The organism is Candidatus Aegiribacteria sp., from assembly GCA_021108435.1.
In the GTDB taxonomy this organism is placed as follows: domain Bacteria; phylum Fermentibacterota; class Fermentibacteria; order Fermentibacterales; family JCC-6; genus Aegiribacteria.
The window spans coordinates 13,758-37,626 of sequence record JAIOQY010000198.1; the positions used below are offsets into that span (position 1 = coordinate 13,758).

General features: G+C 46.3%; 23 protein-coding genes. 8 read left to right on the forward strand and 15 right to left on the reverse strand.

What is annotated here, in order from left to right:
* Position 1: 1 nt before the first annotated feature.
* A complete protein-coding gene (locus tag K8R76_11740) occupies positions 2–1,729 on the forward strand; it encodes a hypothetical protein (protein ID MCD4848847.1) in 1,728 nt (575 codons plus the stop codon).
* Between the two features lie 150 nt (positions 1,730–1,879).
* On the forward strand, positions 1,880–3,310 hold the full coding sequence (locus K8R76_11745; protein ID MCD4848848.1) for a B12-binding domain-containing radical SAM protein: 1,431 nt from the start codon (positions 1,880–1,882) through the stop codon (positions 3,308–3,310).
* A 15-nt stretch (positions 3,311–3,325) separates the two neighbouring features.
* On the opposite strand, the gene K8R76_11750 is transcribed toward K8R76_11745, so the two are convergent.
* Positions 3,326–4,399: a glycosyltransferase gene (locus K8R76_11750; protein ID MCD4848849.1), complete on the reverse strand. Its 1,074-nt coding sequence runs from the start codon at positions 4,397–4,399 to the stop codon at positions 3,326–3,328.
* Between the two features lie 116 nt (positions 4,400–4,515).
* Here K8R76_11750 and K8R76_11755 point away from each other — a divergent pair, with 116 nt between their 5' ends.
* From K8R76_11755 to K8R76_11770, 4 genes are all read left to right on the forward strand, one after another.
* Entirely contained in the window at positions 4,516–5,598 is a 1,083-nt protein-coding gene (locus K8R76_11755) for a radical SAM protein (protein MCD4848850.1), read from the forward strand.
* Positions 5,595–7,124 (forward strand): B12-binding domain-containing radical SAM protein, encoded by a 1,530-nt coding sequence (locus K8R76_11760; GenBank protein ID MCD4848851.1) that lies wholly within the window; start codon positions 5,595–5,597, stop codon positions 7,122–7,124. The genes K8R76_11755 and K8R76_11760 overlap by 4 nt, the downstream gene beginning before the upstream one ends.
* A 218-nt stretch (positions 7,125–7,342) precedes the next feature.
* Positions 7,343–8,788: a B12-binding domain-containing radical SAM protein gene (locus tag K8R76_11765; protein MCD4848852.1), complete on the forward strand. Its 1,446-nt coding sequence runs from the start codon at positions 7,343–7,345 to the stop codon at positions 8,786–8,788.
* 17 nt (positions 8,789–8,805) lie between these two features.
* Entirely contained in the window at positions 8,806–9,954 is a 1,149-nt protein-coding gene (locus K8R76_11770; protein MCD4848853.1) for a glycosyltransferase family 2 protein, read from the forward strand.
* 54 nt (positions 9,955–10,008) lie between these two features.
* On the opposite strand, the gene K8R76_11775 is transcribed toward K8R76_11770, so the two are convergent.
* The gene (locus K8R76_11775; protein ID MCD4848854.1) at positions 10,009–10,839 is read right to left on the reverse strand and encodes a PHP domain-containing protein; all 831 of its coding nucleotides are present in this window, start codon (positions 10,837–10,839) and stop codon (positions 10,009–10,011) included.
* A 115-nt stretch (positions 10,840–10,954) separates the two neighbouring features.
* On the opposite strand from K8R76_11775, the gene K8R76_11780 reads away from it, so the two are divergent.
* A complete protein-coding gene (locus tag K8R76_11780; protein MCD4848855.1) occupies positions 10,955–11,785 on the forward strand; it encodes a lamin tail domain-containing protein in 831 nt (276 codons plus the stop codon).
* A 67-nt stretch (positions 11,786–11,852) separates the two neighbouring features.
* Here the strand turns inward: K8R76_11780 and K8R76_11785 are convergent, their stop codons facing one another.
* Positions 11,853–12,524 carry a hypothetical protein gene (locus tag K8R76_11785; GenBank protein MCD4848856.1) on the reverse strand — a complete coding sequence of 224 codons (672 nt, stop codon included), beginning with the start codon at positions 12,522–12,524 and terminating at the stop codon, positions 11,853–11,855.
* Positions 12,525–12,666: 142 nt separating this feature from the next.
* Between K8R76_11785 and elbB the strand changes: the two genes are divergently transcribed.
* A complete protein-coding gene (elbB, locus tag K8R76_11790) occupies positions 12,667–13,317 on the forward strand; it encodes an isoprenoid biosynthesis glyoxalase ElbB (protein MCD4848857.1) in 651 nt (216 codons plus the stop codon).
* A 71-nt stretch (positions 13,318–13,388) separates the two neighbouring features.
* Here the strand turns inward: elbB and K8R76_11795 are convergent, their stop codons facing one another.
* The 12 genes from K8R76_11795 to K8R76_11850 all read right to left on the reverse strand — a co-directional run bounded on the left by K8R76_11795 (position 13,389) and on the right by K8R76_11850 (position 23,800).
* On the reverse strand, positions 13,389–13,985 hold the full coding sequence (locus K8R76_11795; GenBank protein MCD4848858.1) for a hypothetical protein: 597 nt from the start codon (positions 13,983–13,985) through the stop codon (positions 13,389–13,391).
* Between the two features lie 251 nt (positions 13,986–14,236).
* Entirely contained in the window at positions 14,237–14,875 is a 639-nt protein-coding gene (locus K8R76_11800; GenBank protein ID MCD4848859.1) for a V-type ATP synthase subunit D, read from the reverse strand.
* The gene (locus K8R76_11805; GenBank protein MCD4848860.1) at positions 14,875–16,281 is read right to left on the reverse strand and encodes a V-type ATP synthase subunit B; all 1,407 of its coding nucleotides are present in this window, start codon (positions 16,279–16,281) and stop codon (positions 14,875–14,877) included. The genes K8R76_11800 and K8R76_11805 overlap by 1 nt, the downstream gene beginning before the upstream one ends.
* A 14-nt stretch (positions 16,282–16,295) precedes the next feature.
* A complete protein-coding gene (locus tag K8R76_11810; GenBank protein ID MCD4848861.1) occupies positions 16,296–18,065 on the reverse strand; it encodes a V-type ATP synthase subunit A in 1,770 nt (589 codons plus the stop codon).
* 36 nt (positions 18,066–18,101) lie between these two features.
* Positions 18,102–18,431, reverse strand: a complete 330-nt coding sequence (locus tag K8R76_11815; GenBank protein MCD4848862.1) for a V-type ATP synthase subunit F — start codon at positions 18,429–18,431, stop codon at positions 18,102–18,104.
* Positions 18,432–18,440: 9 nt separating this feature from the next.
* On the reverse strand, positions 18,441–19,415 hold the full coding sequence (locus K8R76_11820; protein MCD4848863.1) for a V-type ATPase subunit: 975 nt from the start codon (positions 19,413–19,415) through the stop codon (positions 18,441–18,443).
* A 3-nt stretch (positions 19,416–19,418) separates the two neighbouring features.
* Positions 19,419–20,006, reverse strand: coding sequence for a V-type ATP synthase subunit E (locus tag K8R76_11825; protein MCD4848864.1), 588 nt, complete (start codon positions 20,004–20,006; stop codon positions 19,419–19,421).
* Positions 20,007–20,013: 7 nt separating this feature from the next.
* Positions 20,014–20,442, reverse strand: coding sequence for a V-type ATP synthase subunit K (locus K8R76_11830; protein ID MCD4848865.1), 429 nt, complete (start codon positions 20,440–20,442; stop codon positions 20,014–20,016).
* Between the two features lie 62 nt (positions 20,443–20,504).
* Positions 20,505–22,541: a hypothetical protein gene (locus K8R76_11835; GenBank protein ID MCD4848866.1), complete on the reverse strand. Its 2,037-nt coding sequence runs from the start codon at positions 22,539–22,541 to the stop codon at positions 20,505–20,507.
* Positions 22,541–22,861, reverse strand: a complete 321-nt coding sequence (locus tag K8R76_11840; GenBank protein MCD4848867.1) for a hypothetical protein — start codon at positions 22,859–22,861, stop codon at positions 22,541–22,543. Before K8R76_11840 ends, K8R76_11835 begins: the two co-directional genes overlap by 1 nt.
* 203 nt (positions 22,862–23,064) lie before the next feature.
* Positions 23,065–23,421 (reverse strand): polymer-forming cytoskeletal protein, encoded by a 357-nt coding sequence (locus tag K8R76_11845; GenBank protein ID MCD4848868.1) that lies wholly within the window; start codon positions 23,419–23,421, stop codon positions 23,065–23,067.
* A 28-nt stretch (positions 23,422–23,449) separates the two neighbouring features.
* Complete coding sequence (locus tag K8R76_11850; GenBank protein MCD4848869.1) at positions 23,450–23,800, reverse strand: hypothetical protein; 351 nt, start codon at positions 23,798–23,800, stop codon at positions 23,450–23,452.
* Between the last annotated feature and the right edge of the window lie 69 nt (positions 23,801–23,869).

Genomic DNA, 23,869 nt, shown 5'->3' on the forward strand with positions numbered 1-23,869 from the left:
TTTGAAGAAACTTATTCCCCTTATTCCAGGTATTATTCTGCTTGCTTTATTTATCGCTTACTCTCTCTCCGGTATCAGATCAAGTGGTCCGCTGGATAAGCTTGTTCAGCTTCTGCTACTGGTTCCCTCTGTTATCCTCATCTCACTGTTCTATTCAGGTCAGACGGAAAAAGATCTTGCTGGAAAACTGCGTTATCTTATCATGCGTCCTTCTTCTGCCCTTTTCTGCGCTGCCGCCATGCTGCTGCTTCTGATCTTTTCCATCTGGATAGCCCTTGACGCGCTGGAGGAAATTCCCAAAGGTGGTGATGAGGTTGCCTACTTCTTCCAGTCAAAAGTATTTGCTTCGGGCAATCTTTCCGCTCCTGTGCCAGGGGTGTCTGACCCGAGGAATTACTTTCCTTTCAGGCATTTCATTTTCAGAAATGGCATGTGGTTCATCATGTATACTCCAACCCATGCACTTGCGATGGCTCCTTTTACACTGCTGCGTATTTCCTGGCTCCTTGGTCCGATTGAAGGGATACTTATTCTTCTGGGTATTTACCTTCTTGTAAAAACCTGGTCCTGCGAACTGTATGCCAGAGTTTGTGTGATTCTCCTGCTTTTGTCCCCATTCTTCCTTCTCATGATACCTACCTATATGGCACACAATTCTAATCTTCTTTTCGTAACCTGGGGTCTTCTGCTTCTTTCAAAGGGCTGGAAGGAAGACAGACTTCTTCTATCCATAATTTCAGGCTTTCTACTGGGAACCGCTTTCACAACCAAGCCGTATCCTATTATCGCATGGGGGCTTTTCCTTACCGTGTTTCTGCTTCTTCGAGGAAAAAAGGGGATTCGACATCTTCTTTGTATGGCTGCCGGATCACTCCTGCCTGCTGCATTTCTTTTCACCACGAACTGGTACTACACCGGAAATCCCCTGCACACAACCTACGAACTGGCAAGGGGAGGCAGCCTGGTTGGTTTCGGGAAAGGAAGAGCGTATTACCCTGTTTACGGGAATTTCGACCACACTGTTTTCAAGGGAATAAAGAACGTAGCACACCAGTTCATTATTGGCAGCATAGCCCTTTTCGGATGGCCGGGTATCTCAGGCGTTCCTATTCTGATCGCATTTTGGAAAGGTCTTCGAACATCAACAGTGAGATGGCTTTTTGTTCCCCCTGCCATACTTGCTCTCCTTCTTGTGGCACACTACGCTCCTGCTATAGCCTACGGTCCGAGGCATTATTTCACCATGATCCCCATATTCATTTTTCTGTCTTCATTGGGGATTTCTATCTTCATTAAATACTATACGACTAAGTTCGGCCTGAGGGGGAGTAATTTCGCTGTCCTTGTAATCGCCGGGTTATTCTGCATAACAATTTTCACCTACCTTCCGGAAGAAATTTCCCTGAGATCTGGTCCCTGGCAGGCAATAGACCGGGAACCCTCACGAATGGCCTCTGAAGTTGTGGAGATACCCGCAGTAGTTTTTATGCAGGCAGATGAGCATGGATATCCAAACATATGCAGCGGGCTACTTTTGAATTCCCCTGACCTCTCAGGAGATATCATATACTGTGCTCACCAGACGGAGGAGAGTGACCGAGCTTTCATGGAACTCTACCCTGACAGACAGTATTACCTGTTCTGGTTTGATGGAAGGGAATCTCACATGGAGCAGTGGTCTGAAACCCGCGCAGATGCTCTTGAACCCTCCTACAGCATGAGAAAATAGTAATCTCTTCTTTCAGTTACACGCTGCACAATGTATATTCGGCACGTTAATCAGAAGTCTTATACCTGTGACTGTAACGGAAATATCCGCGGCAAACCAGGTTGAAAATAATACTGTTACTATACTTACTAGTATCTTAAAGAGAGGAAAATGAGGGTAGTTCTTTTCGTTCCAAACTGGAAATTCGCTGACATGAGGGCTCATGATACTCAGGGTATCGCTGGTGTATGGGCACCCACCGGTTTGATGTATGTAGCTTCCGTGCTGAGGGAGGCGGGACATCAGGTTTTCATTGAGGATGGCGCATTCTGGTCGGAGGAAGAGCTTACTGACAGGATTCTCAGCCATGAACCGGATATCGCAGGTGCCTTTGTAATAGCGATGTTCTGGGAACGGACAAAGAAACTTCTGACGAACCTGAAATCAGCCAGACCGGATATCAGGCTTTTGGTCGGGGGACACGCTCCATCCGCACTTGGAAGAAAGTGCCTTGAGGAATCTCCGGAACTCGATTCAGCGGTGCACAGTGAAGGCGAATACACTGTTAGAGAACTGGTTAATGCCTGGGAACAGGGCCTTGACACTGCAGGTATCCAGGGGTGTGTTGTTCGTGATGCAGAGGGGAATATCGTTGAGAATCAGCCCCGGAGACTGATAGAGAACCTTGACGAACTTCCTTTCCCCGCTGTTGATCTTGTTGATCTTGACAGATATCAGCCTTCCGCAGGCCAGGTTCTGCGCCTTCCCGTAATGCAGGTTATAAGTTCGCGTGGCTGCACCCATATGTGCCTTTACTGCTACAGACTCATGGGTGACCGCTGCCTTAGAATGCGATCACCTGAAAACGTAGTTGATGAAATTGAGCTTTATGTAAGGGAATACGGAGCAAAGGAAATCAAGTTCTGGGATGAACTGTTCACGCATGATAAAGCCAGAGTCATGGAAATCTGCCGTCTCATCAATGAAAGAGATCTTGATATCACCTGGTGGTGCTCTGCCAGGGGTGACAGTGTAGACGAGGAATTACTCAGAACCATGAAGAAGGCTGGATGCTGGTGCATTAATTTCGGTGTTGAATCCGCAGTACAGAAGAACCTTGATACCCTCAGAAAAGGGATAAAAATAGAGACATCCATAGAAGCTATCAAGCTGACGCACAGAGTTGGTATAAAAACCTTCGGCACATACATCTTCGGAATTCCCGGAGAAACTTTCGAGGAGGGTCTTGAGACTATTCGTCTTGCCAGGAAGCTGAGATCGTACTACACTGAATTCTTTCCAATTACACCCTTTCCAGGGGCAGAACTCTACGAGAACTCAACAAAATATGGAGTTGTTCTAAGGGATATGTCGGATTCCGGTATGCTAAAAGAGGAAATTCCCTTTGAGCCGTTCTCAATGAGCGCAAAACAGATAGCTGAACTTAGGAAACGGGCATTCAGGACAGTTTATCTCGATCCTGGATACATCCTTATGAGATTATGGTCTCTTAGAAGCTGGTATGAGGTCAGAACCGTTTTCAGGGGAGCAATTTCTCTTCTGATGATGCTGTTCAGGAAAAAATATCCTGCCGATTCTTAATATACAATCACATTCTCAGTATTTTCGCCCGGTGATATACTGTGCTGTTCCTTTTATAATCCCTGCTCCGAGGGCAATCATATCAACGAGTATCATCCCAGAGAACCTTAACATGGTTACGAACCCGAACAGCTTTCGTGAAGCTATAAGAAATGGACTGTTGAGCAAAATGGTCAGAATGAGTATTACTGTCACAGCAAGAATCGATCCATGGAGCCAGCCCGAACCACACAGCGCGGTAATGACTCCTGACAGAAGGGTCAGAACTGCCGTCCAGACAAGGAAGATGCTTAATATGACAACAGGATTGTGATGCGTGCCGCTGTTCCTCACTGAAGCGTATCTACCAATCAACCTTGATCTGAATTTCCTCAGACCATTCTTAATCTGAGCACTGGACATTCTGATACGCCTTCTGAAAAACTGCTTAAGCGAGTATTCAGCCAGATGCTTAACCTGCAACGATCTATTCAGAAGTATGCTTCCTCCCTCATCCACAAGATGATAGCCGAATTCTTCATCTTCAACAGTAGGTTCAGGAATAGAAGTATCAAATCCTCCCAGAAGAAGAAATATTTCCCTTTTGACTCCGACACAGTATGTGGAGAAGACTGCCGATTCCTCAGGGTTGCACCTGGAAGCGTAAAAATAGTAGTAGAAATTCTGATATCTGGAAACCGAATCTTCAGCCGGACATATCGGGTGATAGAGCGTCTGCACGGCAGTTATTTCCCTGTTTTCCACGAAATTGATCAACAAATGAGAAATTAAGTCTTCAGGGAGTACAACATCCGCGTCTATAAAAAGAATTATCTCGCTAGAGCATCTTGCAGCACCCAGATTTCTTGCGACAGCAGGACCTGAGTTCTTTTCAGTCGAGATAAGAGTAATTTCCTTGTATTTACGCACTATTTCGGCGGAATCGTCCTCAGATTTATCATCAACTGCGATGATTTCTGCCGGGATGGAAGTCTGGGAGAGCACAGATTCAATGCATTGCCGAAGCGTATTGGCTGCATTGTATACCGGAATGATTACAGATACCTGCAGGGATGTTTTATCTTTCTTGATTTCCTGTACTACTTTCATGGGATCTTCAATGAGTTATCAGTTGTCTGTCTTAACCGTATGCATCAGGCTTTTATATATTACACTGCTTTTGTTTTGTCCAAGTCGAAGCATTCAAGAGAGAATAGAGGATTTCTTTGAAGTTAATCGGCATATTATCCAGCCTGCTGAGTGTAAGGCAGCCTTCCTTTGTAATTCTTTTCGTTACAGCTCGATGCAACGCAAAATGCTCTTTCTGTTTTTACGGGGATAATATTGCGCGGTCACAGCATGATAAAGAACTTACTATCAATGAATTCAGAGCCATTTCGAAAACAGCTGGATCTGTTCCTTACCTGCTTATTTCAGGAGGGGAACCCGTCCTGAGAGACGATCTGACAGAAATTATCGAATGTTTCGTGGAAAACGCTGGATCAAGATTTGTAACTGTACCCTCCAATGGTCTCTCTCCGGACAGAACTGCTGATCTGTTCCACTATCTCACTGACCATTATCCTGAAACTCATTTCAGAGCCTCTCTGAGTTTGGATTATATGGATGAGCGCCATGATGTTCTTCGAGGAGTGAAGGGGTGTGTCGATTCCGTCGTTGAAACTGCCAATAGAATAGCACAGCTGAGGGAAAGCAGGACAAACCTGTCAATGGATCTGGTCACGGTATTCATCAATCAGACCGCCGGAGATCTTGCACTTCTCAGGGAATTCGCTCAGACTGAGATTCGCCCGAATAACCATGAACTTCACCTGCTGAGACCAGACGTGCCCGGAGAGGTTCCCGACCAGGTCGACATTGATCTTTTTCTGAGGGAACTTGAAATATTCGGGAAGAACGCCAGAACATCGGAGACAAGAACTCTTAGCCCTGTTTTCCGGGGGATTAACAATACATTCCTTCATTCCATGAGCAGACTCTGCAGGGGGAAATGGATAGGTCCATGCATGGCGGGAAGAAAATTCACTGTCATCAATGAATTCGGGAAGGTGAGGTTATGCGAATTGAGAAACGAGCTTCTGGGAGACTTGAGGGAAAACGGGTATGATCTGCTGGAGATACTTCATTCAAAGAAGTCCGTTGAGACAGTGAGGAAGATGAACAAAGGAAGATGCACCTGTACATGGGAATGTGCTATGTCAGCGAATATTATTTACAATGCGATGTTCTATCCTGAGATTCTGTTCAGAAGTGTTCGGGAAGTCTTTACGCGAAGAATTTCTCAATGAAGGTAGTCCTTATAAAACCACCTGTGGTTAATTTCCGTAACAGCCCCTTTGGCTCTGTTCCTGGAGTTCCCACGAACATGGCCTACCTGGCTGCAGTTCTTCGTGAAACAGGACATCATATTGCAGTGGTTGATGCGTACGGACTGGCTCCGCACAGGTTTACAGAGTACAGGGGAAAATTCGAGATTCGAGGCCTGCTCCCGCATGAGATTGTTGAATGTATTCCCGAAGGTGTTGATGTTCTGGGAGTATCCGTTCACTGCACCCTTGAACACAGTATATGTATCAGCATAATTGAAGAATGCGTAAAGGCGTTTCCGGGTGTTACTATTGTTGTTGGTGGATACCATACAACATTTACTGTGGATCCTTTTCTGGAAGCAGGTGCTGACTATGTGCTTCAGGGTGAGGGTGAACACAGATTTCCAGCTCTCCTCAGATTAATTGAATCCGGTTGTGAGTTTGAATATGACGGCATTCATGGCCACGGATACAACAGGGATAGAGAACCAGAAGTATGCCCTATTGAAGATTTCCCTTTCGGATTTTTCGACCCCCTTCCTCTTGAAACGTACTGGAAACTAAGGTACGCACACGGTCCTGTTCAATCTGACAGATATCTCAGTATTTTCACGAGCAGAGGCTGTCCTTACAATTGCGCCTTCTGTCAGACCCCTCAGATGTGGGGTTTGAAATGGATGGCTAAAAGTCCGGGCAGGATAGTTGATGAGATGGATTACTATCATTCGCGATATGGAGTGAGTGATTTTCACATACAGGACGAAAATTTCTCTCTGTCCAGGGATAGAACACGCAAATTCGCTCTTGAACTTCTTAATCGGAAAAGGCATTACAGGTATTGTTTTCCTTCCGGTGTGAAGGCGGAAACTCTCGGCAGAGAGGAGCTCGAACTGCTTCGATCGACCGGCTGCTACTATTTGTGCATTTCTCCTGAATCAGCTTCGGCAAAAGTACTGAAAGCAATGAACAAACCGGTTGACCTTGATCATATGGTAAATACTGTAAGGTGGTGCAATGAGCTTGGCATAAGGATTAATAGCAATTTCGTTCTTGGTTTTCCCGGAGAAGAAAAAATCGACAGAAAAATGACCTACCGCTTTGTCCGCAAGCTCACCAGACTTGGACTTGATGAGATAATCACCTTCATGCTCACTCCTCTTCCTAAAACACAGATGGCATATCTCATGCCTAAGGGACTGGAATTTGAGGAGATTAATTTCTCGCCAACCTGGCGTGAGAATTACAAACTGATTACCCGCGCCAGATTATGGATATATCTGCAGTTTTTTGTAATTAAACTGCTTTATCATCCTGAGAAGATACTGGAAAACATTCTGTGTGTTATTCGGCGTAAATTCCAACTTAAGGGTGATATGACAGTATACAGATTACTTGTGGATTTGTGGGATCGGCACATCCGTCCGCTGTTGCATGAGGATAATCCCGAGATAACCGACATTCCGAAGTTTTACCCTCCGGCAGAAAGAAACTTGCATGGGAAATGAAAACCGGAATCTCAGGATACTGGGGTCCGACAAAGGATGTTCCATACAGAGCAGAGGGGAATACTGGTTTGATTGCTATTCTGTTTGATGTGGTTAGAATTAATGAATAGTACACTGTGGATTGGTTTCCCTTTGAATCACCATGAGCCTCGGGTGTATTTCGGAATCCTTCTAGCTGCTATAGTTGGTCTAAAGCGTATGGAAATGGAGCAGTCCTGATGAACATCAGTCCTAACACTGAATCAAAAATGAAGGCTGTGCTGGTGAATCCACCTGCGATTATGGGCATGGATTTCATCAGGGAGGGGCGGTGCATGCAGAGTTCCAATTCCTGGGCAACCCCATGGCCCCCAATAACCTTAGCGATAATGGCTTCTATAGCAGAGTCTTATATGGAAGTCCATTTGTTTGATTTCATTATCGAGAAGACTGATCGAGAGGCTGCCAGGAAAATTGTTACAGAACTTGAGCCTGACCTGCTGGTGATAAATACCGGTTTCCCATCAATTGATGGTGATATGGAATTCGCGACCGATCTGAAGCGGAGTATGCCCGACTGTTTCATACTGAGCTTCGGTGTCTTTTTTACATTGCTGAAAGAAGAGGGGCTGGAATACTGCCACTCTGTTGATATGGCTATTTATGGGGAACCAGAACTCACGTTTGAAAAATTTGTCAGGGAATTCAGCCTTACCGGTGAAGTTCCCATTACTGATGGTCTTCTTATCAGGGATGGAGAAAGAGTGGTATCCACTCCAGCACGCTCCCTGATTCAGGATCTTGATCAGCTCCCTTATCCAAATCGAGCTCTTCTAAATAACGAGCTCTATGTCCTGCCCAGCAATGGAAAAAGATTTACTCTCATCAATTCCGCACGTGGCTGTCCCTTTAAATGTGTATTCTGTATTGCACCTGTTTACTATGGAAAAAGGGTAAGAAGACATTCCATTGCATACATTATTCAAGAAATTGTAACATGCATGAATGTTCACGGTATTGAAAGCTTCCTTTTCTGGGAGGAATCATTTACCTCGGACAAATCTTTTTGCATAGAGCTGTGTAAGGAAATAATCAGGTTGAACCTGAATATAGAATGGGCTGCTACCACCAGAGCCGCCTCCCTTGATAATGAAATTCTCTCTTATATGAAACAGGCCGGCTGCATGCTGCTTGGCCTGGGAATAGAAACAAGCAATCAAATAATTCTGAACAGAGCTAGAAAAAGCGAATCCGTCGAGGAGATTAACAGAGCTGTATCTCTCTGCAGAGATGCGAAGATACCTGCAATGGGACATTTCATATTCGGGCTGCCTGGAGAAACACCGAGTACAGCACAGCAGACCATTGAATACGCTATGCATCTTGGTCTGGATTATGTACAGGCTTACTGTGCTGTCCCGTATCCGGGAACCGAGCTTGGCGATCTGGCGAAGAGTAGCGGCTGGATAGAAGCAACAGGATGGTCTCAGTATGACTTCGGAGGCAGAAGCATAATGAGAATCGGCTCCATTAAACCAGAGGAAGTAAACAGAGCAAGGCAGAAACTGCTCAGGAAGTTTTACACGAGGCCTTCTTACATTATTGCTAGAATTATAGAAATTCGATCTTTGAAGCGGTTACTCAACATTTCCAGTTTTGTTAAGTGGATTATAGGCTCCCGATAATCATGAAAGAATATAAGATGGATCTTTCCGTAGTTATGCCCTGTCTGAACGAAGAGAAGACCATAGGCAACTGTATTGATCTGGCTCTTGATACTATGCGCAGTGATGGAATAGAGGGTGAAGTTCTTGTAGTCGATAACGGTTCAGTCGACAATTCAGTATCCATTGCCCTGGAACATGGTGCAAGAATTGTTCATGAGGATTCAAAGGGATACGGCTACGCTCTTAACAGAGGTTTTAAGGAAGCCCTGGGAAAGTACATTGTCTTCGCGGACGCAGATGAATCTTACGATTTTTCATATGTTGGCGAATTCTGCAAACGCCTGAGAAATGGCAAGGATCTTGTTATAGGAAATCGTCTTACCGGAAGTATGGAGAAGGGAGCCATGCCCTGGCTGCACAGATTTCTTGGAACTCCAGTCCTCACTTTCTTTGTGCGGGTACTCTTCAAATTGCGGATCCGCGATATCAACTGCGGCATGAGGGGAATATCGAAGGAAGGGTATAACAAGCTGGAATTATTATGTGGAGGCATGGAGTTTGCCTCGGAGATGATGATAAAGGCAAAGATACAGGGACTGATTATTGACGAGTTCCCCATAGATTTCAAGAGAGATAAACGCAACAGACCACCGCATTTGAATACTTTCAGGGACGGCTGGCGGCACATGAGGTTTATATTTCTATTCGCGCCAAAAGCATTGTTTCTGTTACTCGGACTATCTTTGCTTTCAGCCGGTTTTATTCTGATGATTCTTATTCTTTTCAGTTTGCTGGGTGAGCTTGGTATTTTCACTATGCTGGTTTCACAGAGTCTGATTCTTCTTGGGGCACAGTTCATTCTTTATGGAGTAAGCAGCTACGGTTTTTCTCAGTTCATCAATAGTAACCAGTACCCTGACAGGTTCAGTAAATTCTTCACAAATTTCACCATAGACAAGGGAGTTATTATTGGAGGTGTGCTTGTCCTCGCTGGAATCGTCATCTCTGTAATCGCGGCAGTCAACCTTTACGAGTATATGAAGAATGCTCAGGAAATCCTGTTTCAGGTTGAAACAACAAAATGGGGTTTTCTGGGTATCACACTGGTAATCTTGGGTATACAGACGGTTATATCATCATTTTATCTGTGTCTGTTCAACATCAAGAAAATTTATAATAACTGATTATAACCCGCTTTCAAAGAAAGCCTTAAACAAGAATATTTCGTTTTCCGGTTCTTACAACGGGAATAAATTCTCTGACTCAGGAATCCTTCCCGGTTTTCTGTTCCTGTAGAAGTAGCTTCCTTTGAATCCGGTTTCTTCTAGAAGCTTCTTTCCTTTTTCAAGACCGAAGAAAACATGCGGCTCCCTATGAGTATCTGACCCGGTGGTAATAAGTTCTCCGCCAATCCTGTGATAGAGATCGAGGATTAGTGGTGTAGGGTATGTGATATTTTCCTTCCGGCGCAGACCGGATGTGTTCAATTCAAGCGCGATATTCCTGTCTATAATGGTCTCGAGAATACGTCGTATTGTATCGGGCCACAGCTTCAGTTCGTTGATATCATGCTTCAGACCGGCCAGCGCCAGCCCTCTTCTGAAAAGACCCATATGCGCAAGTATATCCATATCTGCTTCTTCAACCATCTGCAGCGTTTCAATATAGTACTGCTCAACGATTTCAAGAGGGTCTGCGCCCGCATAGACCTCTTTGCCCAGAACCATACCGATTCCCTGCAGTGAATGGAGCGCTCCTGTTATGAAATCATAACTGGAATAATCAACAATGCTCTTAACCTTTTCCTCGTAAATATGGGGCTCCCCTACTTCTATTCCTTTCAGAACAAGCAGTCCTCTGCCGGATTTCTTCCTGGCAAGATTTATGGATTGATTGTAAATACTTTCTTCAAATCCTCCATAACAGTGATCCTCCGGATTAAGATCAACATGAGCAACAAACCCGATTCCGGCAAGATTTATTTCCATCCCCCGTACGACCAATTCACCTGCGGGTATATCGGCATCGGGTGAATCATCCGTATGTACATGCATGTCAATCAAAAACAAGATATTTTTCCCTTCAAACTCCGTAAATATACTGGTTGTCTCATTTGCTCAAGTTCGCTGTAATATATATATATTGATGTTGTTATGTTTTGTAATCACTGAAAGGATATGCAGCATGAAGCTTGTTTTTGTTCTTTGTCTTCTTGTGTCCGCACTGGCTTTCTCTCAAGCTGATCACCTTCTTCTTACTGAAATATGTGATACTCCCACTGACGGAGAGTTCGTTGAGATCTACAACCCTACCGTATCAACAATCCCTCTGTCACTCGTGCATCTTACAGATCTTTATGGTGACAGTTCCTGTGTCGACGATTTCTATCCTCAAATTGCTCTGGGACCGATTTCATATCAGAGTTCTTATGATTTCCTTGTGCAGTTCCCTTTGGGTGACGTAATCGCCCCCGGGGAAGTAATCGTTATCGCCATGAGCGGGTTAGCATTTGAAACGGAGTATGGTGTCCAGGCCGATTACGACATCAGAAGCACAGGCGGTGGCGCAACTCCCATGGTTGTACCGACTAACGGTTTTGCCGGTTCATCCGCAGGTTTTACAAACTCTGGCGAGACTATTACTATGTTCTTGTTCGATGATGCTTCCGACAGTGGCGACCTCTGCTACGATATCGATTACGCTGTATGGGGAGACGATGCCGGTGAATTCGTTGACAAAAGTTATATCACGATCAACACTGCCTCATATCTCAATGACACTCCTGAAGCAAGCCAGGATGCCATTTACTATACAGGGCACGCTTATGGAATGACTTTCCAGAGGGTGGATATGTACGAGGGAACCGAAACCCTTACTGGCGGAAACGGTTTAACCGGCCATGATGAGACCAGTGAAAACCTTAGCGTGACATGGCTTGAAGGGGAGCCGACTCCCGGTTTTCTCTACACAGCCCTCGAACGCGAAACCTGGGGATCGATAAAGTCAACTTTCTGACCTTCGGTTCTTAGACTGCATATCTACGGGGACATGCACGCTCTGGTGCGTGTCCCCGTTTTATATCTCAGTAGGTTACCGCTAACCCGACAAGTACCATGCCCCTTGCAAGATCAAGCGGAAAGGAGAACTGGAACAGGATGGATTCAGGTAAGTATGCCCTGTTTGCGTTCTGACCGCCAGAACCTCTCAGTTCATAGCTGCAGCCGGTTCGTATACAGGAAAAGAATGAATTTTCAACCAGATCCCAGTCATGTCCTCCGTCGTCCGTCTTCGGGATATTAGCAAGATCTGGCCCGTATCCTGCGTCACATCCTACAAAAATCTCCAGATCACGATCGAAGCGGTGTCCAGCGCAAAGTGAAATTCTCGGCAGCATGACCTGCATTGGAATAATGTAATTCATATTAAGCAGCGCAGATACCGCAGTTGGGTTCGAAGGCGGCATCAGGTTGTATTTTACGAAGGGGCCAACGCCATACCCGAACGACGATGCTCCAAGATCAATCCTGTCGGTCGCGCCTGTGGCAATACTTATTGATGGATATGCCTGAAGGAAATCTATCCTGTTGTCTTCAGCCTCGCTTTTCGATTCGGCCGAAAAATAAGCCGGAAGTGTTACTCCTCCTGTCGCTGTAAGGTGATTCTCCCCAAGTGTGTGCGCCCCCTGCATGGCTCCATAGTAGCATGATGAAAGCATCATTAAAAGTACAAGAAAAGAAAAGAGTATTCTGCTCATGTTCAACCCTCCTGAATAATTCTTTTCGAAGATACTCTACTGACCGTTCGCTAGAAAGGGTGGAAAGCGCTGGACTGACTTTGTCTGATGTAGTATCTGTTCATTCAGACTGGAACTCTTGTTTTTTCGGAAAGGATTTCTCATGAAAAGAAAAGTGGCATTTGTACTCAGCGGTAGTGGTGTAAAGGACGGCACGGAGATTCATGAAGCTGTTTCCGCTCTTATCGCTCTTGACAGAGCGGGTTACGACATAATCTTCACCGCTCCGGATATAGAGCAGACAGCTTCTGTTGATCACTATGCAGAAAAGCCGGAACGTGAAACCAGAAATGCTCTTGTGGAAGCAGCAAGAATAGCCAGGGGGAATATTAAACCTCTTGCAGACCTCTCGCCTGATGAATACGATGCCGTTGTTTTCCCAGGAGGTTTCGGTGCGGCTCTGACGCTTTGCTCATTCGCACGGGATGGGGCTGAATGCTCCGTTAATCAGGAAGTCAGAAAGCTGATCAATGAAGCAATGAAAGACGGAAAACCGATTGCGGCAATGTGCATCGCTCCTGTAATCCTCGCAAGAGTAATTCCGGGTGCAAGACTGACTATCGGTTCTCATCCTGAAACTGCTGATGCCATTAATGTAATGGGAGCCGTTCATGTGAATTGTCCTGTCAACGACTCCGTTGTGGATATTGAAAGAAAAATTGTCACTACTCCTGCATATATGCTCGCGAGCGGTCCCGCTGAGGTCTTCGAGGGCGCTGTAAGTATGGTTGAAAAACTCGGGGAGCTTTTCTGAGACAGTCACATAGCGAACTGCGGGGAAGCTTTTGCTTCTCCGCAGTTTCCTGTGAAAAGATGTTTCGGTGTTTAGAATGCAGCCTTGATATCAGCCCAGGTTCCGCTTTCTAGAGATACGGTTCCAGGCACGTAAATTGTCGCTCCATCGGGAGCAATAATCGTCATATCATCAACCCAGATGATGTCACCCGGATTTGAGTATACCCTTGCTTCAATAACAAGACCTGTATGGCCTTCCACAACAGTCCAAGTATAGGATGTTTCATCCCAGCCTTCCCCGGTTCCGTATTCACCGTTGCCGCTTGCGCTTCCGTTGTGCCCGTACACGTCATCCGGGTCGTCGTTCCAGTGCGCCCAGATTCGGCAGGAGGGTGGGACTCCCGGGGTTACGTCGTACCGCCAGAAACTTCCTGTAACTTCATCGCCATCCGAAAGTCCTACAATCCATGCTACAAATGCCTGGGGAGTACTTTCAGCAACACGCTCAAGGTAAAGAGACTGGGAGCCTCCGTGTACAGGGTCAGTAGCAATCTGAGCTATTACACCGTTCTCCGGATACATGCCCAGAATTGTTTCGGTTCCTTCCCAGCCGTAGTTCACCGTTTGAACAGCGCTCGCAATCTGAACAAATGCGAAAATCATAGAAAGCATTAATACTTTTTTCATTTCTTTCCTTTCGTGTTAATTTCAAAGCAGTTTTCAATCGCTAATTGATAAGCTATTCGAGCATGAATATCAAGACCCGTTGCTTCGTTATCTGAATTCCAGAACATTCCATTCACAAACAATATGACAGCATTGTTAAGGGAGTATTAACAAAGGAACGATTATTCAGAAGCAATTTTGTTTAATCAATTATATATTAGGATAAGTCTATATCAGGTCAATAAAGTTTAGATAGTTAAGTCCGACCTTGGTCAGGCGCGGTTTTTCTCCCGTTTTTCCTCCACCATTTCCTTAACCTTCATAAGCCTTGTAAGGTTTCCGCGCTCCATTTCGTCCAGCTTCAATCTGACAGATCTTATAGCTTCTTCAAGTTCAGGAATCAGCTTGTACTCAAGAGCGTTTACCCTCCTCCTGGTTGTATCAATTTCTCTTGCAAGAAGACTGATAGCCTTTTCCTGTTCCGCCAGTTTCACGATATGGGGCAGTATTCTTTTGTAAACTTCCAGAGCTTCATCAAGCTCCGCTGGTGTGTCAAATATTCCGTAATTACGAACATTCCCCTCTATGGAGACCTCAAATACGGGAAGAATCAGGTTCATGATCTTCCTCTTGGAGGTCTGCACCTTCGCTGCCGCTCCGGGATATCTAAGAGCATCGAGAAGACCCGGTTCCGTCATCGCGGCTCTCGCGAAGAGGAACTCGCCGTAAGCAATACTGAGTTCCTTTTCAAGCTTGCTCCTTGCTCCTTCATATTCCTTTATCAATATTTTGAACTGGCGCATAAGTTCGTCGAGTTTGTCCTTCAGAAGTTTATGACCCCTCCTGGCCAGAGCAATTTTTTTCCGGAGCTGAAGAAGCTCCATCCTTGTGGCTCGAACCTTTATCGCCATCAGCTGCCCTCTGTCTTTTTCCTGTCGGAAGCAGGCCAGTATTTATCAAGACGTTTTGGATCAATTCGTTTCATTTCTTCTCTTGGAAGAAGCTTCAGAAGCTCCCAGCCAAGGTCAAGAGTTTCATCTATATTCCTGTTTTCATGGTTTCCCTGGCTGATGTAACGCTTTTCATATTCCTCAGCGAATTTCAGGTACTTCTGATCAAGCGGGCTCAATGCGGCCGCGCCAAGGATAACTGCCAGTTCTCTGGCGTCTTTCCCGGCCGAGTATGCTGCCATGAGCTGGTTGAAGAGGTCTGCGTGGTCTCCGCGTGTTTTTCCCTCGCCAATACCTTTATCCTTGAGTCTCGAAAGAGATTCCATAACATCCATAGGAGGATAGATACCCTTCTTATGAAGTTCTCTGCTGAGGATCAGCTGACCCTCGGTGATATAGCCGGTAAGGTCGGGAATAGGATGAGTCTTGTCATCTTCCGGCATAGTAAGAATGGGAATCTGTGTAATTGATCCTTTTCTGCCCTTGATTCTTCCCGCCCGTTCGTAGATCGACGCAAGATCCGTGTAAAGGTAACCTGGATAACCCCGCCTTCCGGGAACTTCTTTCCTGGCAGCGGCTATCTCTCTGAGAGCATCACAGTAATTAGTCATATCTGTCATAATAACAAGGATATGCATATCTTTCTCGTAAGCAAGGTATTCCGCTGCTGTCAGCGCCATTCTCGGTGTTGAGATACGCTCGATGGCAGGATCATCCGCCAGGTTCATGAAAACAACCGCCCTGTCCATGGCTCCTGTCGAACGAAAATCACGGATGAAGTAATCGGCTTCCTCAAATGTAATTCCCATCGCAGCGAAGACCACAGCAAAACTTTCCTCACCTCCACACACATGGGCCTGACGTGCGATCTGAGCCGCAACAATGGAATGCGGAAGTCCGTTACCGCTGAATATCGGAAGCTTCTGCCCTCTCACCAGCGTATTGATTCCGTCAATGGAACTGAAACCGGTTTGAATGAACTCGGCCGGATAATCCCTTGCGTAAGGATTGATAGGAGCTCCGTTTATGTTCACCATCTTTTCGGGAACTATGGGAGGAGCTGTATCAAAAGGAGCTCTTGGACGTCCCTGTCCATCGAATACTCTGCCGAGCATCTCCTCTGAAACACCAAGCTCTACCTGCTTCCCGAGGAAGCGGACCTTGCTTCTGGAGATATCCGTACCGCTGCTCCCTTCGAATAGCTGTACGAGAGCCATGCGGCTGTCTATCTCGAGAACTTTCCCGTGACGGATCTCTCCATTGGGAAGCTCTATTTCCACCAGTTCTTCGTAAGCTACACCCTCAACGCTGTCAACAAGCATCAGAGGGCCGGATATCTCAACGGTCGTTGTGTATTCTCTGATCATATCCCATTGCCCCCTCAGGCGGTCTGTTCCTTCTCGATCAGACCGTTGATCTGTGAAGTTACATGTTCTTTGATTGCAGAAATATCGGAGAGATTATCCTCATGGATATATCTCATTCTGTTAATTTCCTCTTTCAGAGGCAGGGTGAACAGTTCTCTCGGATATACTCCTGCATGCAGTGCCTTTTCCATTTCACCGTGTGTGTGCATTATTACCTCCATCATGATCTTCTGTTTTGTGATGGATGTATAAGTATCAACTTCATGGAAAGCGTTCTGATGAAGGAAATCCTCCCTCAGAGATCTTGCAGTGTATAGAATCAGCTGGTCCTCGGGGGAAAGAGATTCGGCTCCGACCAGACGGGCTATTTCCATAAGATTTGCCTCCCGCTGTAGAAGGGCCATTGCTTCCTTCATCATCAGAACCCATTCATCTCCAAGCTCTCTGTTGTAGTACTCTTTCAGATTGTCTGCGTAGAGAGAGTAGCTGTCAAGCCATCCAATAGCCGGGAAGTGCCTTGCATACGCAAGTTTTGCCTCCAGGCTCCAGAAGACCTTAACAACCCTGAGTGTTGCCTGTACAACCGGGTCTGAAAGGTCTCCGCCGGCAGGGCTGACAGCGCCGACAACCGTAAGGGCTCCGTTTCTGTCTCCTCCGATACATTGCACATTCCCTGCCCGTTCGTAGAATTCAGCAATCCTCGTTCCCAGATATGCGGGATATCCCTCTTCTCCCGGCATTTCTTCGAGTCTTCCGGACATCTCTCTCATCGCTTCTGCCCACCTGCTTGTGGAATCAGCCATCAGAGCAACCGAATAACCCATATCCCTGAAATACTCACCGATGGTTATGCCGGTATAAACGCTTGCCTCTCGTGCAGCAACGGGCATGTTGCTTGTATTTGCTACAAGTACTGTTCTGAGAATCAGTGGTTTGCCGCTCTTGGGATCTTCAAGTTCAGGGAATTCCTGAAGAACGTCTGTCATTTCGTTTCCCCGCTCGCCGCATCCGACGTAAACGACTATTTCCGCGTCAGCCCACTTGGCGAGCTGGTGCTGGATAACGGTCTTTCCACTGCCGAACGGTCCTGGAACGCAGGCTGTTCCGCCTTTTCCAAGAGGGAAGAAAGCGTCAATGACTCTCTGGCCGGTTATAAGAGGTTCCACGGGAGCTCTTTTCTCAGCTACGGGCCGCGGTTTTCGAACAGGCCAGTTATGGTACATGCAAAGTTCCCTTGTTTCTCCTGAAGGCTCCTTAACCTTTGCTACGATAGTGTCTATATTGTACACGCCTTCATCTATCATCCAGGTAATTTCCCCTTTGACCTCCGGGGGAACCATGACTTTATGCACAATTACTTCGGTTTCTGGAACTTCTCCCAATATCTCACCACCGGAGACTTCCATACCTTCATTTGCAACAGGCTTGAAATTCCATTCCTTCTTGTGATCAAGACCTCTGATGCTGATTCCTCTTGTTATCCAGTCTCCCGCTTCTTCGCGTATCTTGTCCAGTGAGCGCTGGATACCGTCGTATATCGCCGTAAGAAGACCCGGACCGAGTTCAACCGAAAGGGGTTCTCCTGTAGCTACGACAGGATCTCCCGGTTTAAGTCCTCCGGTTTCTTCATACACCTGAATAGACGCTCTGTTACCCTTCAGTTCGATGATCTCGCCTATCAAAGAGTAGTCTGACACATAGACCAGGTCGAACATCCTGGCGTCTTTCATTCCGTCCGCGACAACAAGCGGACCCGCTATCTTATCGATTGTTCCCTTTATCATCCATCGCCTCCGGCAGGTTTTACCCGGTCCCTGAGCTTACTTCTGTTCATCTGACATCAAATCCACTCCAACAGCCCTTATTATGAGTTCTCTGATTGTATCCTCGCCACGTTTCAGCGTTCCTGTTATACCCGGAAGAACCACTACAGCCGGAATGGCCATATGCATAACTTCTTCCATCTGTTCCTGCAGATAATCCATCATTTTCTCGGTAATCATGATAACCGAAGTTTTATGCTTCACTAATCTTTCGAATTGTTTCCTCGCGTCATCAGCGTCATCCGGGACGATAGTTTCGACTCCCAGAGCCCTGAAACCAAGTACGCTGTCAGCGTCTCCAAGAAAGGCTATCTCGCCATGCGGCATACTGTGCTCCTATCCCCTTGGCAGGCGTTTCTGAAGCCTGCTCGAATCAACCCCGGCGATTTTCGCTGCGACCAGAAGCTTGAGATGTTTGATTTCCATCTCCCTTCTGATAACAAATGCTGCCAGCGGGGATGGGCCGAAAACAGGGAAAGCCCCTTTTTCAAGTAGCTCCAGAAGCTGTCTATCGCACTCTTTTTCAAAAGCGAAGAAAGAACCGGAATCAAGAGCTTCTGCGAAAGCCCTGGCAGGTTCATCAAAACCGGGAGTCTCCGCTATGAGCATGGGAAGTGTATTCCTCTGATATGCTTCGGCAATTTCCTCTCCTGAATGGTATCCGCCCAGAAGCAGCAATTCCTGAACATTCTGTTTTGAAGATCCTGCAAGCTTGCATCGACCGGCGGTAAGGAAATTCTTCTGCTCAAGTCCTGTCATTACAAACGTCCTGAACCCGGAGCTTATGCGGGGAAGTTCTTCATATTCAACCTCTGCCGCAAGATTATCCATTGAACGATCCAGATCGGGGCCACTGATCCCTTCCGTTTCAAGAAGCTCCTCCAGAGTTTCTCTGAAAAGACCCGGCAGCTCTTCCCTTGCGGAAGCGTTGTGTACCGCCTTTTCCAGTATATCCACAGGTATCAGCCCAGGTCGTTCAATTTCGATTTCCCCTGGAGTTCTCTGAACGGTAAGCTGATTCTTCCATATATATCTGGCATTTCTGACGTCTCTTCTGTGAAGAAGCCCTCTGGTCAGTCTATCGTCTTCCGAAAGCTCTACAAGTTCTTCCTCTGTAACCTCCATTGCATTGATGAAGCAGCCTTCAAGGCTATGATGCTGCATGAAGCCTCCATACCAGGTGTCTCCAAGAAATCGAAGCACTTCTTCTTCATTCTGCGCGGATATGAGCATCTGCCACATTCGTTCGTCCAGCAATGTATTTTCCTTGCCGCTTATTCTTCCGTTGGCATATATGAAGCTATCCGGCATTTTTCAATCCATCTCCAGAGGTATAATCTGAGAAAGCTCCATTACAAGCTTTTCATGAATCAGTTCCGCTATCATCGGGAAAGTACCGTTCTGGCTTATCCTGCCAGCACGTAAGATGATGCCGCCTGTTTCTTTATGCCTGCTATCCGATAGGACATATTTCCTTGAATCCGTGGAATGTTTCTTCAGGAACTTCGCTGTAATTCGTGATTCATCCACAGAAGAAATCAGAACTTCAATTTCTCCTTCAATATCACAGTTGTCAAGAAGCGATGCTATCATTTCAAGGTAACTCTCGGTGCTTTCTGATGACAGGTTCTCAACAGCCTTTCGGATTGCTTCATCCATAAGAGCTCTCCGGGTATTCATCAGTTTTCTGACTGATTCCCTTTGAACGTGGTATTCCTTTCGCTTCTGCATATCCTGAACCTTTGTATTTATCCTGTCCAGATTTTTCCTGCGCTTTTCTTCTATCTCTCCGGCCTGTTTTTCTTTTTCTTTCTCTCTTTCTCTTTCCGCTTCCCCGCGGATGATATTCGCTTCCTTTTCCGCGTCTGCCTCTATTTTTGAAAGGATTGCTTCGAGAGACATTTCCTGATTACCCTCCTATGCCCTGCAGCATGAGGAATGATACAAGGAATCCAAGAATCGCGTAGAATTCAACAAAAACCGCGAGAATGAGCGATTTTGCTGAATCATCAGGCTGTTTCGCCGTCATCATAGCTCCACCAGCGCAGACTTTTCCCTGATGAATTCCTGAAAACAGACCGGCAAGCGCTATCGGCAAACCTGCCGTGAAGACCTGCCATGCAACAGGCATGCTTGTAACCAGCGGCATTTTCCCGAGAAGCAGGAATGCGATAACAAAACCGTAGATACCCTGTGTTCCGGGCAGAGCTGAAAGAAGCAGCAGCTTCCCGAATTTGCCGGGATCAACGCTCATAACTCCCGTACTTGCTTGAGCCGCAATACCTACTCCAACTGCCGAACCGATCCCGGCGAGCGCGCAGGCAAGAGCTATTCCCATATATGCAACTAGTTGTTCCACTCAATATCTCCTTTCTCTCTAAACGGAAAGAGTCTTATTTACTATTTTTCTCTATCAATATGCACAAACTTCGGTTCATATCTCAGCGGTTTGAATGGAACCCCCGTACCATCGTAGAATTTTCCGAAGAACTCCACAAACTGCAGTCTTGCGGTATGGATAAAACCGCTCAGGGCTGCCATTGCTATATTGAATAAATGCCCTGCAACAACAACCACAATGGCCAGAATTACACCGACAACAGGTATTCCAAGTTCGCTGACCAGCATTCCGGCCATCTGATTTATAACCTGAGCGATTATCGCGCTCGAAAGGGCAAGAGCAAAAAGTCTTGAATATGACAGTACATCCCCGAGAATATTCACTATGCCGTACAGGGCGTATGCTCCGGTCCCTATCTTTCCGAATCCCTTTGCTTCCCTTCCTCCCATTATGAATATGAGGACAGCACCCGCGGCAAGCATCATGGTAAATACTTTATCAAGCGGCCCGTTAACGTTATAGAGCGCCCCGTTGAGCAGATAGTGATTGAAGAGCCATGGAAAAAGACCAGCCGTGGCAAGCAGCCAGCCGGATTGATCTACAACGGCCGCTAATTTTTCTCCTGCTCTCCAGCGTTTCCTGAGATTGATAACGATACCTGCCGTAAGCTGCACCAGCCCCAGAGCAAGTGTTAAATAGAGGAACTGCTTCGATACTCCGAAGCCTTCCTGCCCCTGCTCACCAACCTGATATCCCGGCACGAGCTTATTAAGCATCAGTGCCGGAGTCTGAAGAATACCTGGAAGATCGTCAAAGGAAATACCAAACCAGCCTCCGAGGAAGATTCCAACCAGAATGCTCGCTAATCCCCCCTGGAACAGAAGTTGGAATAATCTTGGATTTCCGTGTCTTCTGCGTACCAGATACCAGCCTAATGCGGACCCGAGAGCAAGAGCAATTCCGTATCCGGCATCACCGATACAGATACCGAAGAACAGGGCATAAAATGGCGCTATCAGGGGCGTTGGGTCGGGATCCCTTCTTGTTGGCTGGCCGTACATATCCGTAAGCAATGTATATGGTGAAGCCACAACGTTTTCAGTTATCGGAGAGGGTGGTGTTTCGTCTTTCTCCGGTTCGATTTCCTCAACAGCTACTTCTCCAAGCTGAGAAAGATTCTCTCTCAACCTGTCAAGATCGGCGGTGCGTATCCATGCTCTGAACAGGAATACATGAGTACTGACACATGCTGTTCTTGCGGCATTCAGTCTTTCAAGAAGCAGTCCGGCAGCATCAAGAAGAATGCGGAATCGAGTAATGAACGAAGACAGCTTCACCGCTTCTTCGTGAAGCGTGTTCATTTTACCGTCAACAAGTTCCAGTTCACGACAAACCTCTTCCAGGTTATCCTTTACCATCCCCTGTCTGGATCCGAAGTCCTGTTGAGAGAATCCCACCTCTCCGAGCGACTGCAGGACTTCTCTTGATACGGATTCATGAAAAGCCGCGATAACCCTCTCAAGTTTCTTCTTCTTCTGAATGACTTCGAGATGAAAGAGAGGATTGTCTTTTTCCCATTCCGGGGAATGCAATTGCTGAATTGCGTCTTTTTCGAGAATACCTGCCGCAAGCAGGTAGGATCCTTTCTTTCTAAGATCCTCAAATGGAACCGGCAGCTCTTCCCATTCCATCAGGAAATCTCTCTCCTGTTCAAGTTCTCTTTCCGCGCCTTCAAGCTTGGCTTTCCTGATTGCTATGAACCATGCTCTGCGTGCTTTCTCCAGAAGATTCTCATCCTCAGAAAGCGCCATGAGTTCCTTTTCAGAAAGAGAGGGAGGTATTGAGGGTTTTTGCTTCTTCTCCCCTGCAGTTTCTTCTTCGAGAAATTGAACTGCCTTTTCGAGGCTCGATATCCTTTCTGAAAGGTCATCTGTATTCAATGAAGCGGGTTTGAAAAATTTCATTGCCCCTGTCTGTTCGATTTCCGACATATCTATCAGATGGACTTTCCCTGAGGATTCTATCTTCTCAAGAACCTTCTCACGGGTTTTTGCATGACACAGAACCTCTATCTTCGATATCGCATCAAGGCTCATCAGTCTTCTTTCCCGCCTCTGAGGATATGTTCGTGAAGACTTCTGGTAGCCGCTTTCTCAAGGTTTGCTTCATGCTCCGCCAGTGATTTGAGCTTACTGTCCGTTTTTTCGTCGAGTTTTCCTTTCAGCTGAGTCACAACCTTCTCTACAGCCGCTTCAGCTTCGGATGTAACTTCCCTGAGATAATCGTCTTCCTTCCGCTTCATTTCCTCAATCATCTCCGGAATACTCTGTGTTATCCGCCGGGCATCCTTTTTAGCGTTCTCCAGTACCTGCCTGGCCTGATCCTCACCTTTGCGGAGAGCATCTATTTTTGCCATTTAAATACCAGCCTTTCGATTAATCAACTTGGGAACACCGGTCTTTCAGACATTGAAATAACCGGGAACAGCGCTATACCTCCATGACAGTGTCTGTTGTGGATACTACTTATGAAACTACTTTAAGTGATTGTGTATCCTTTTGAGTATCATACGGTTAGATAGTTTTCCACAGTTTTGTAACCTTTTCCACATTTTCCACATTAAGACTCTGACTCGTTGCCACGACTCATTTTGCAACTGCCCTCGAAGAAGACGCCATCCTCAATAACAAGAGATCGGGTAAATATGTCTCCCTCAAGTCTGGATCCGCTTTGAAGCTCAAGCTGTTGTTCAGCTCTAACCGTTCCCCGTATTGTTCCTCCGACAATTGCCTGGCTCACCGATACATCACCTGATATTATTCCTTCCCGGCCAACGGTCAGGGTACCGGATACGGTGACTTCTCCTTCCACTGCACCATCTATTCTGAGACCTCCATCTACTTTCAATGAACCTTTACAAATACTGCCGGGTCCAAGAATGGAATCCATGGTGGAGGAATATTCCTTTTTCTGCATGATTCCTGTTCCTCTTTTCTTTATTGCGTTACTGCTCCAGAGTATCCACTTGCAATGAAATAGTACTCGCTATGTTTTCTATTCGTTGTCTGAAGCTGCCCAGCTGTTCCAGATTCAATTCTATGCTCTCAAGGCGCGCTTCTATATTTCTCCTTACTGCAAGGGAATCCTGCAGCATGGAGATTTCTTCTCTCAGTCTGTCTGTTTCTCCCGTTTCCATTAACCCAAAAGCAACTATGGCTGCCGCCGCAGATACTACAAGCACAAACAGCGCCAGCATTACCCTTGTCAAATGAAGCTTCCACCCGCTTACATTAAACTGGTGATGTGTTTTACCAGAATTAGAAATGAAAGTCGCGGTAAAACCCTTCTCAGGCATATAAAACCTGCTCATTCCGATGCAGCATGCGGTATACTAAGTCTGCGTGTTCTTGTTTGTCAACAAAGT

Bases quoted from the DNA above. Each gene is read 5' to 3' on its own strand.
- K8R76_11745 (MCD4848848.1), top strand. From the start codon at position 1,880: ATGAGGGTAGTTCTTTTCGTTCCAAACTGGAAATTCGCTGACATGAGG.
- K8R76_11750 (MCD4848849.1), bottom strand. From the start codon at position 4,399: ATGAAAGTAGTACAGGAAATCAAGAAAGATAAAACATCCCTGCAGGTA.
- K8R76_11760 (MCD4848851.1), top strand. From the start codon at position 5,595: ATGAAGGTAGTCCTTATAAAACCACCTGTGGTTAATTTCCGTAACAGC.
- K8R76_11765 (MCD4848852.1), top strand. From the start codon at position 7,343: ATGAACATCAGTCCTAACACTGAATCAAAAATGAAGGCTGTGCTGGTG.
- K8R76_11770 (MCD4848853.1), top strand. From the start codon at position 8,806: ATGGATCTTTCCGTAGTTATGCCCTGTCTGAACGAAGAGAAGACCATA.
- K8R76_11780 (MCD4848855.1), top strand. From the start codon at position 10,955: ATGAAGCTTGTTTTTGTTCTTTGTCTTCTTGTGTCCGCACTGGCTTTC.
- K8R76_11785 (MCD4848856.1), bottom strand. From the start codon at position 12,524: ATGAGCAGAATACTCTTTTCTTTTCTTGTACTTTTAATGATGCTTTCA.
- elbB (MCD4848857.1), top strand. From the start codon at position 12,667: ATGAAAAGAAAAGTGGCATTTGTACTCAGCGGTAGTGGTGTAAAGGAC.
- K8R76_11795 (MCD4848858.1), bottom strand. From the start codon at position 13,985: ATGAAAAAAGTATTAATGCTTTCTATGATTTTCGCATTTGTTCAGATT.
- K8R76_11800 (MCD4848859.1), bottom strand. From the start codon at position 14,875: ATGGCGATAAAGGTTCGAGCCACAAGGATGGAGCTTCTTCAGCTCCGG.
- K8R76_11805 (MCD4848860.1), bottom strand. From the start codon at position 16,281: ATGATCAGAGAATACACAACGACCGTTGAGATATCCGGCCCTCTGATG.
- K8R76_11810 (MCD4848861.1), bottom strand. From the start codon at position 18,065: ATGATAAAGGGAACAATCGATAAGATAGCGGGTCCGCTTGTTGTCGCG.
- K8R76_11815 (MCD4848862.1), bottom strand. From the start codon at position 18,431: ATGCCGCATGGCGAGATAGCCTTTCTTGGAGACGCTGACAGCGTACTT.
- K8R76_11820 (MCD4848863.1), bottom strand. From the start codon at position 19,415: ATGCCGGATAGCTTCATATATGCCAACGGAAGAATAAGCGGCAAGGAA.
- K8R76_11825 (MCD4848864.1), bottom strand. From the start codon at position 20,006: ATGTCTCTCGAAGCAATCCTTTCAAAAATAGAGGCAGACGCGGAAAAG.
- K8R76_11830 (MCD4848865.1), bottom strand. From the start codon at position 20,442: ATGGGAATAGCTCTTGCCTGCGCGCTCGCCGGGATCGGTTCGGCAGTT.
- K8R76_11835 (MCD4848866.1), bottom strand. From the start codon at position 22,541: ATGAGCCTTGATGCGATATCGAAGATAGAGGTTCTGTGTCATGCAAAA.
- K8R76_11840 (MCD4848867.1), bottom strand. From the start codon at position 22,861: ATGGCAAAAATAGATGCTCTCCGCAAAGGTGAGGATCAGGCCAGGCAG.
- K8R76_11845 (MCD4848868.1), bottom strand. From the start codon at position 23,421: ATGCAGAAAAAGGAATATTCCTCCACCATGGATTCCATTCTTGGACCC.
- K8R76_11850 (MCD4848869.1), bottom strand. From the start codon at position 23,800: ATGCCTGAGAAGGGTTTTACCGCGACTTTCATTTCTAATTCTGGTAAA.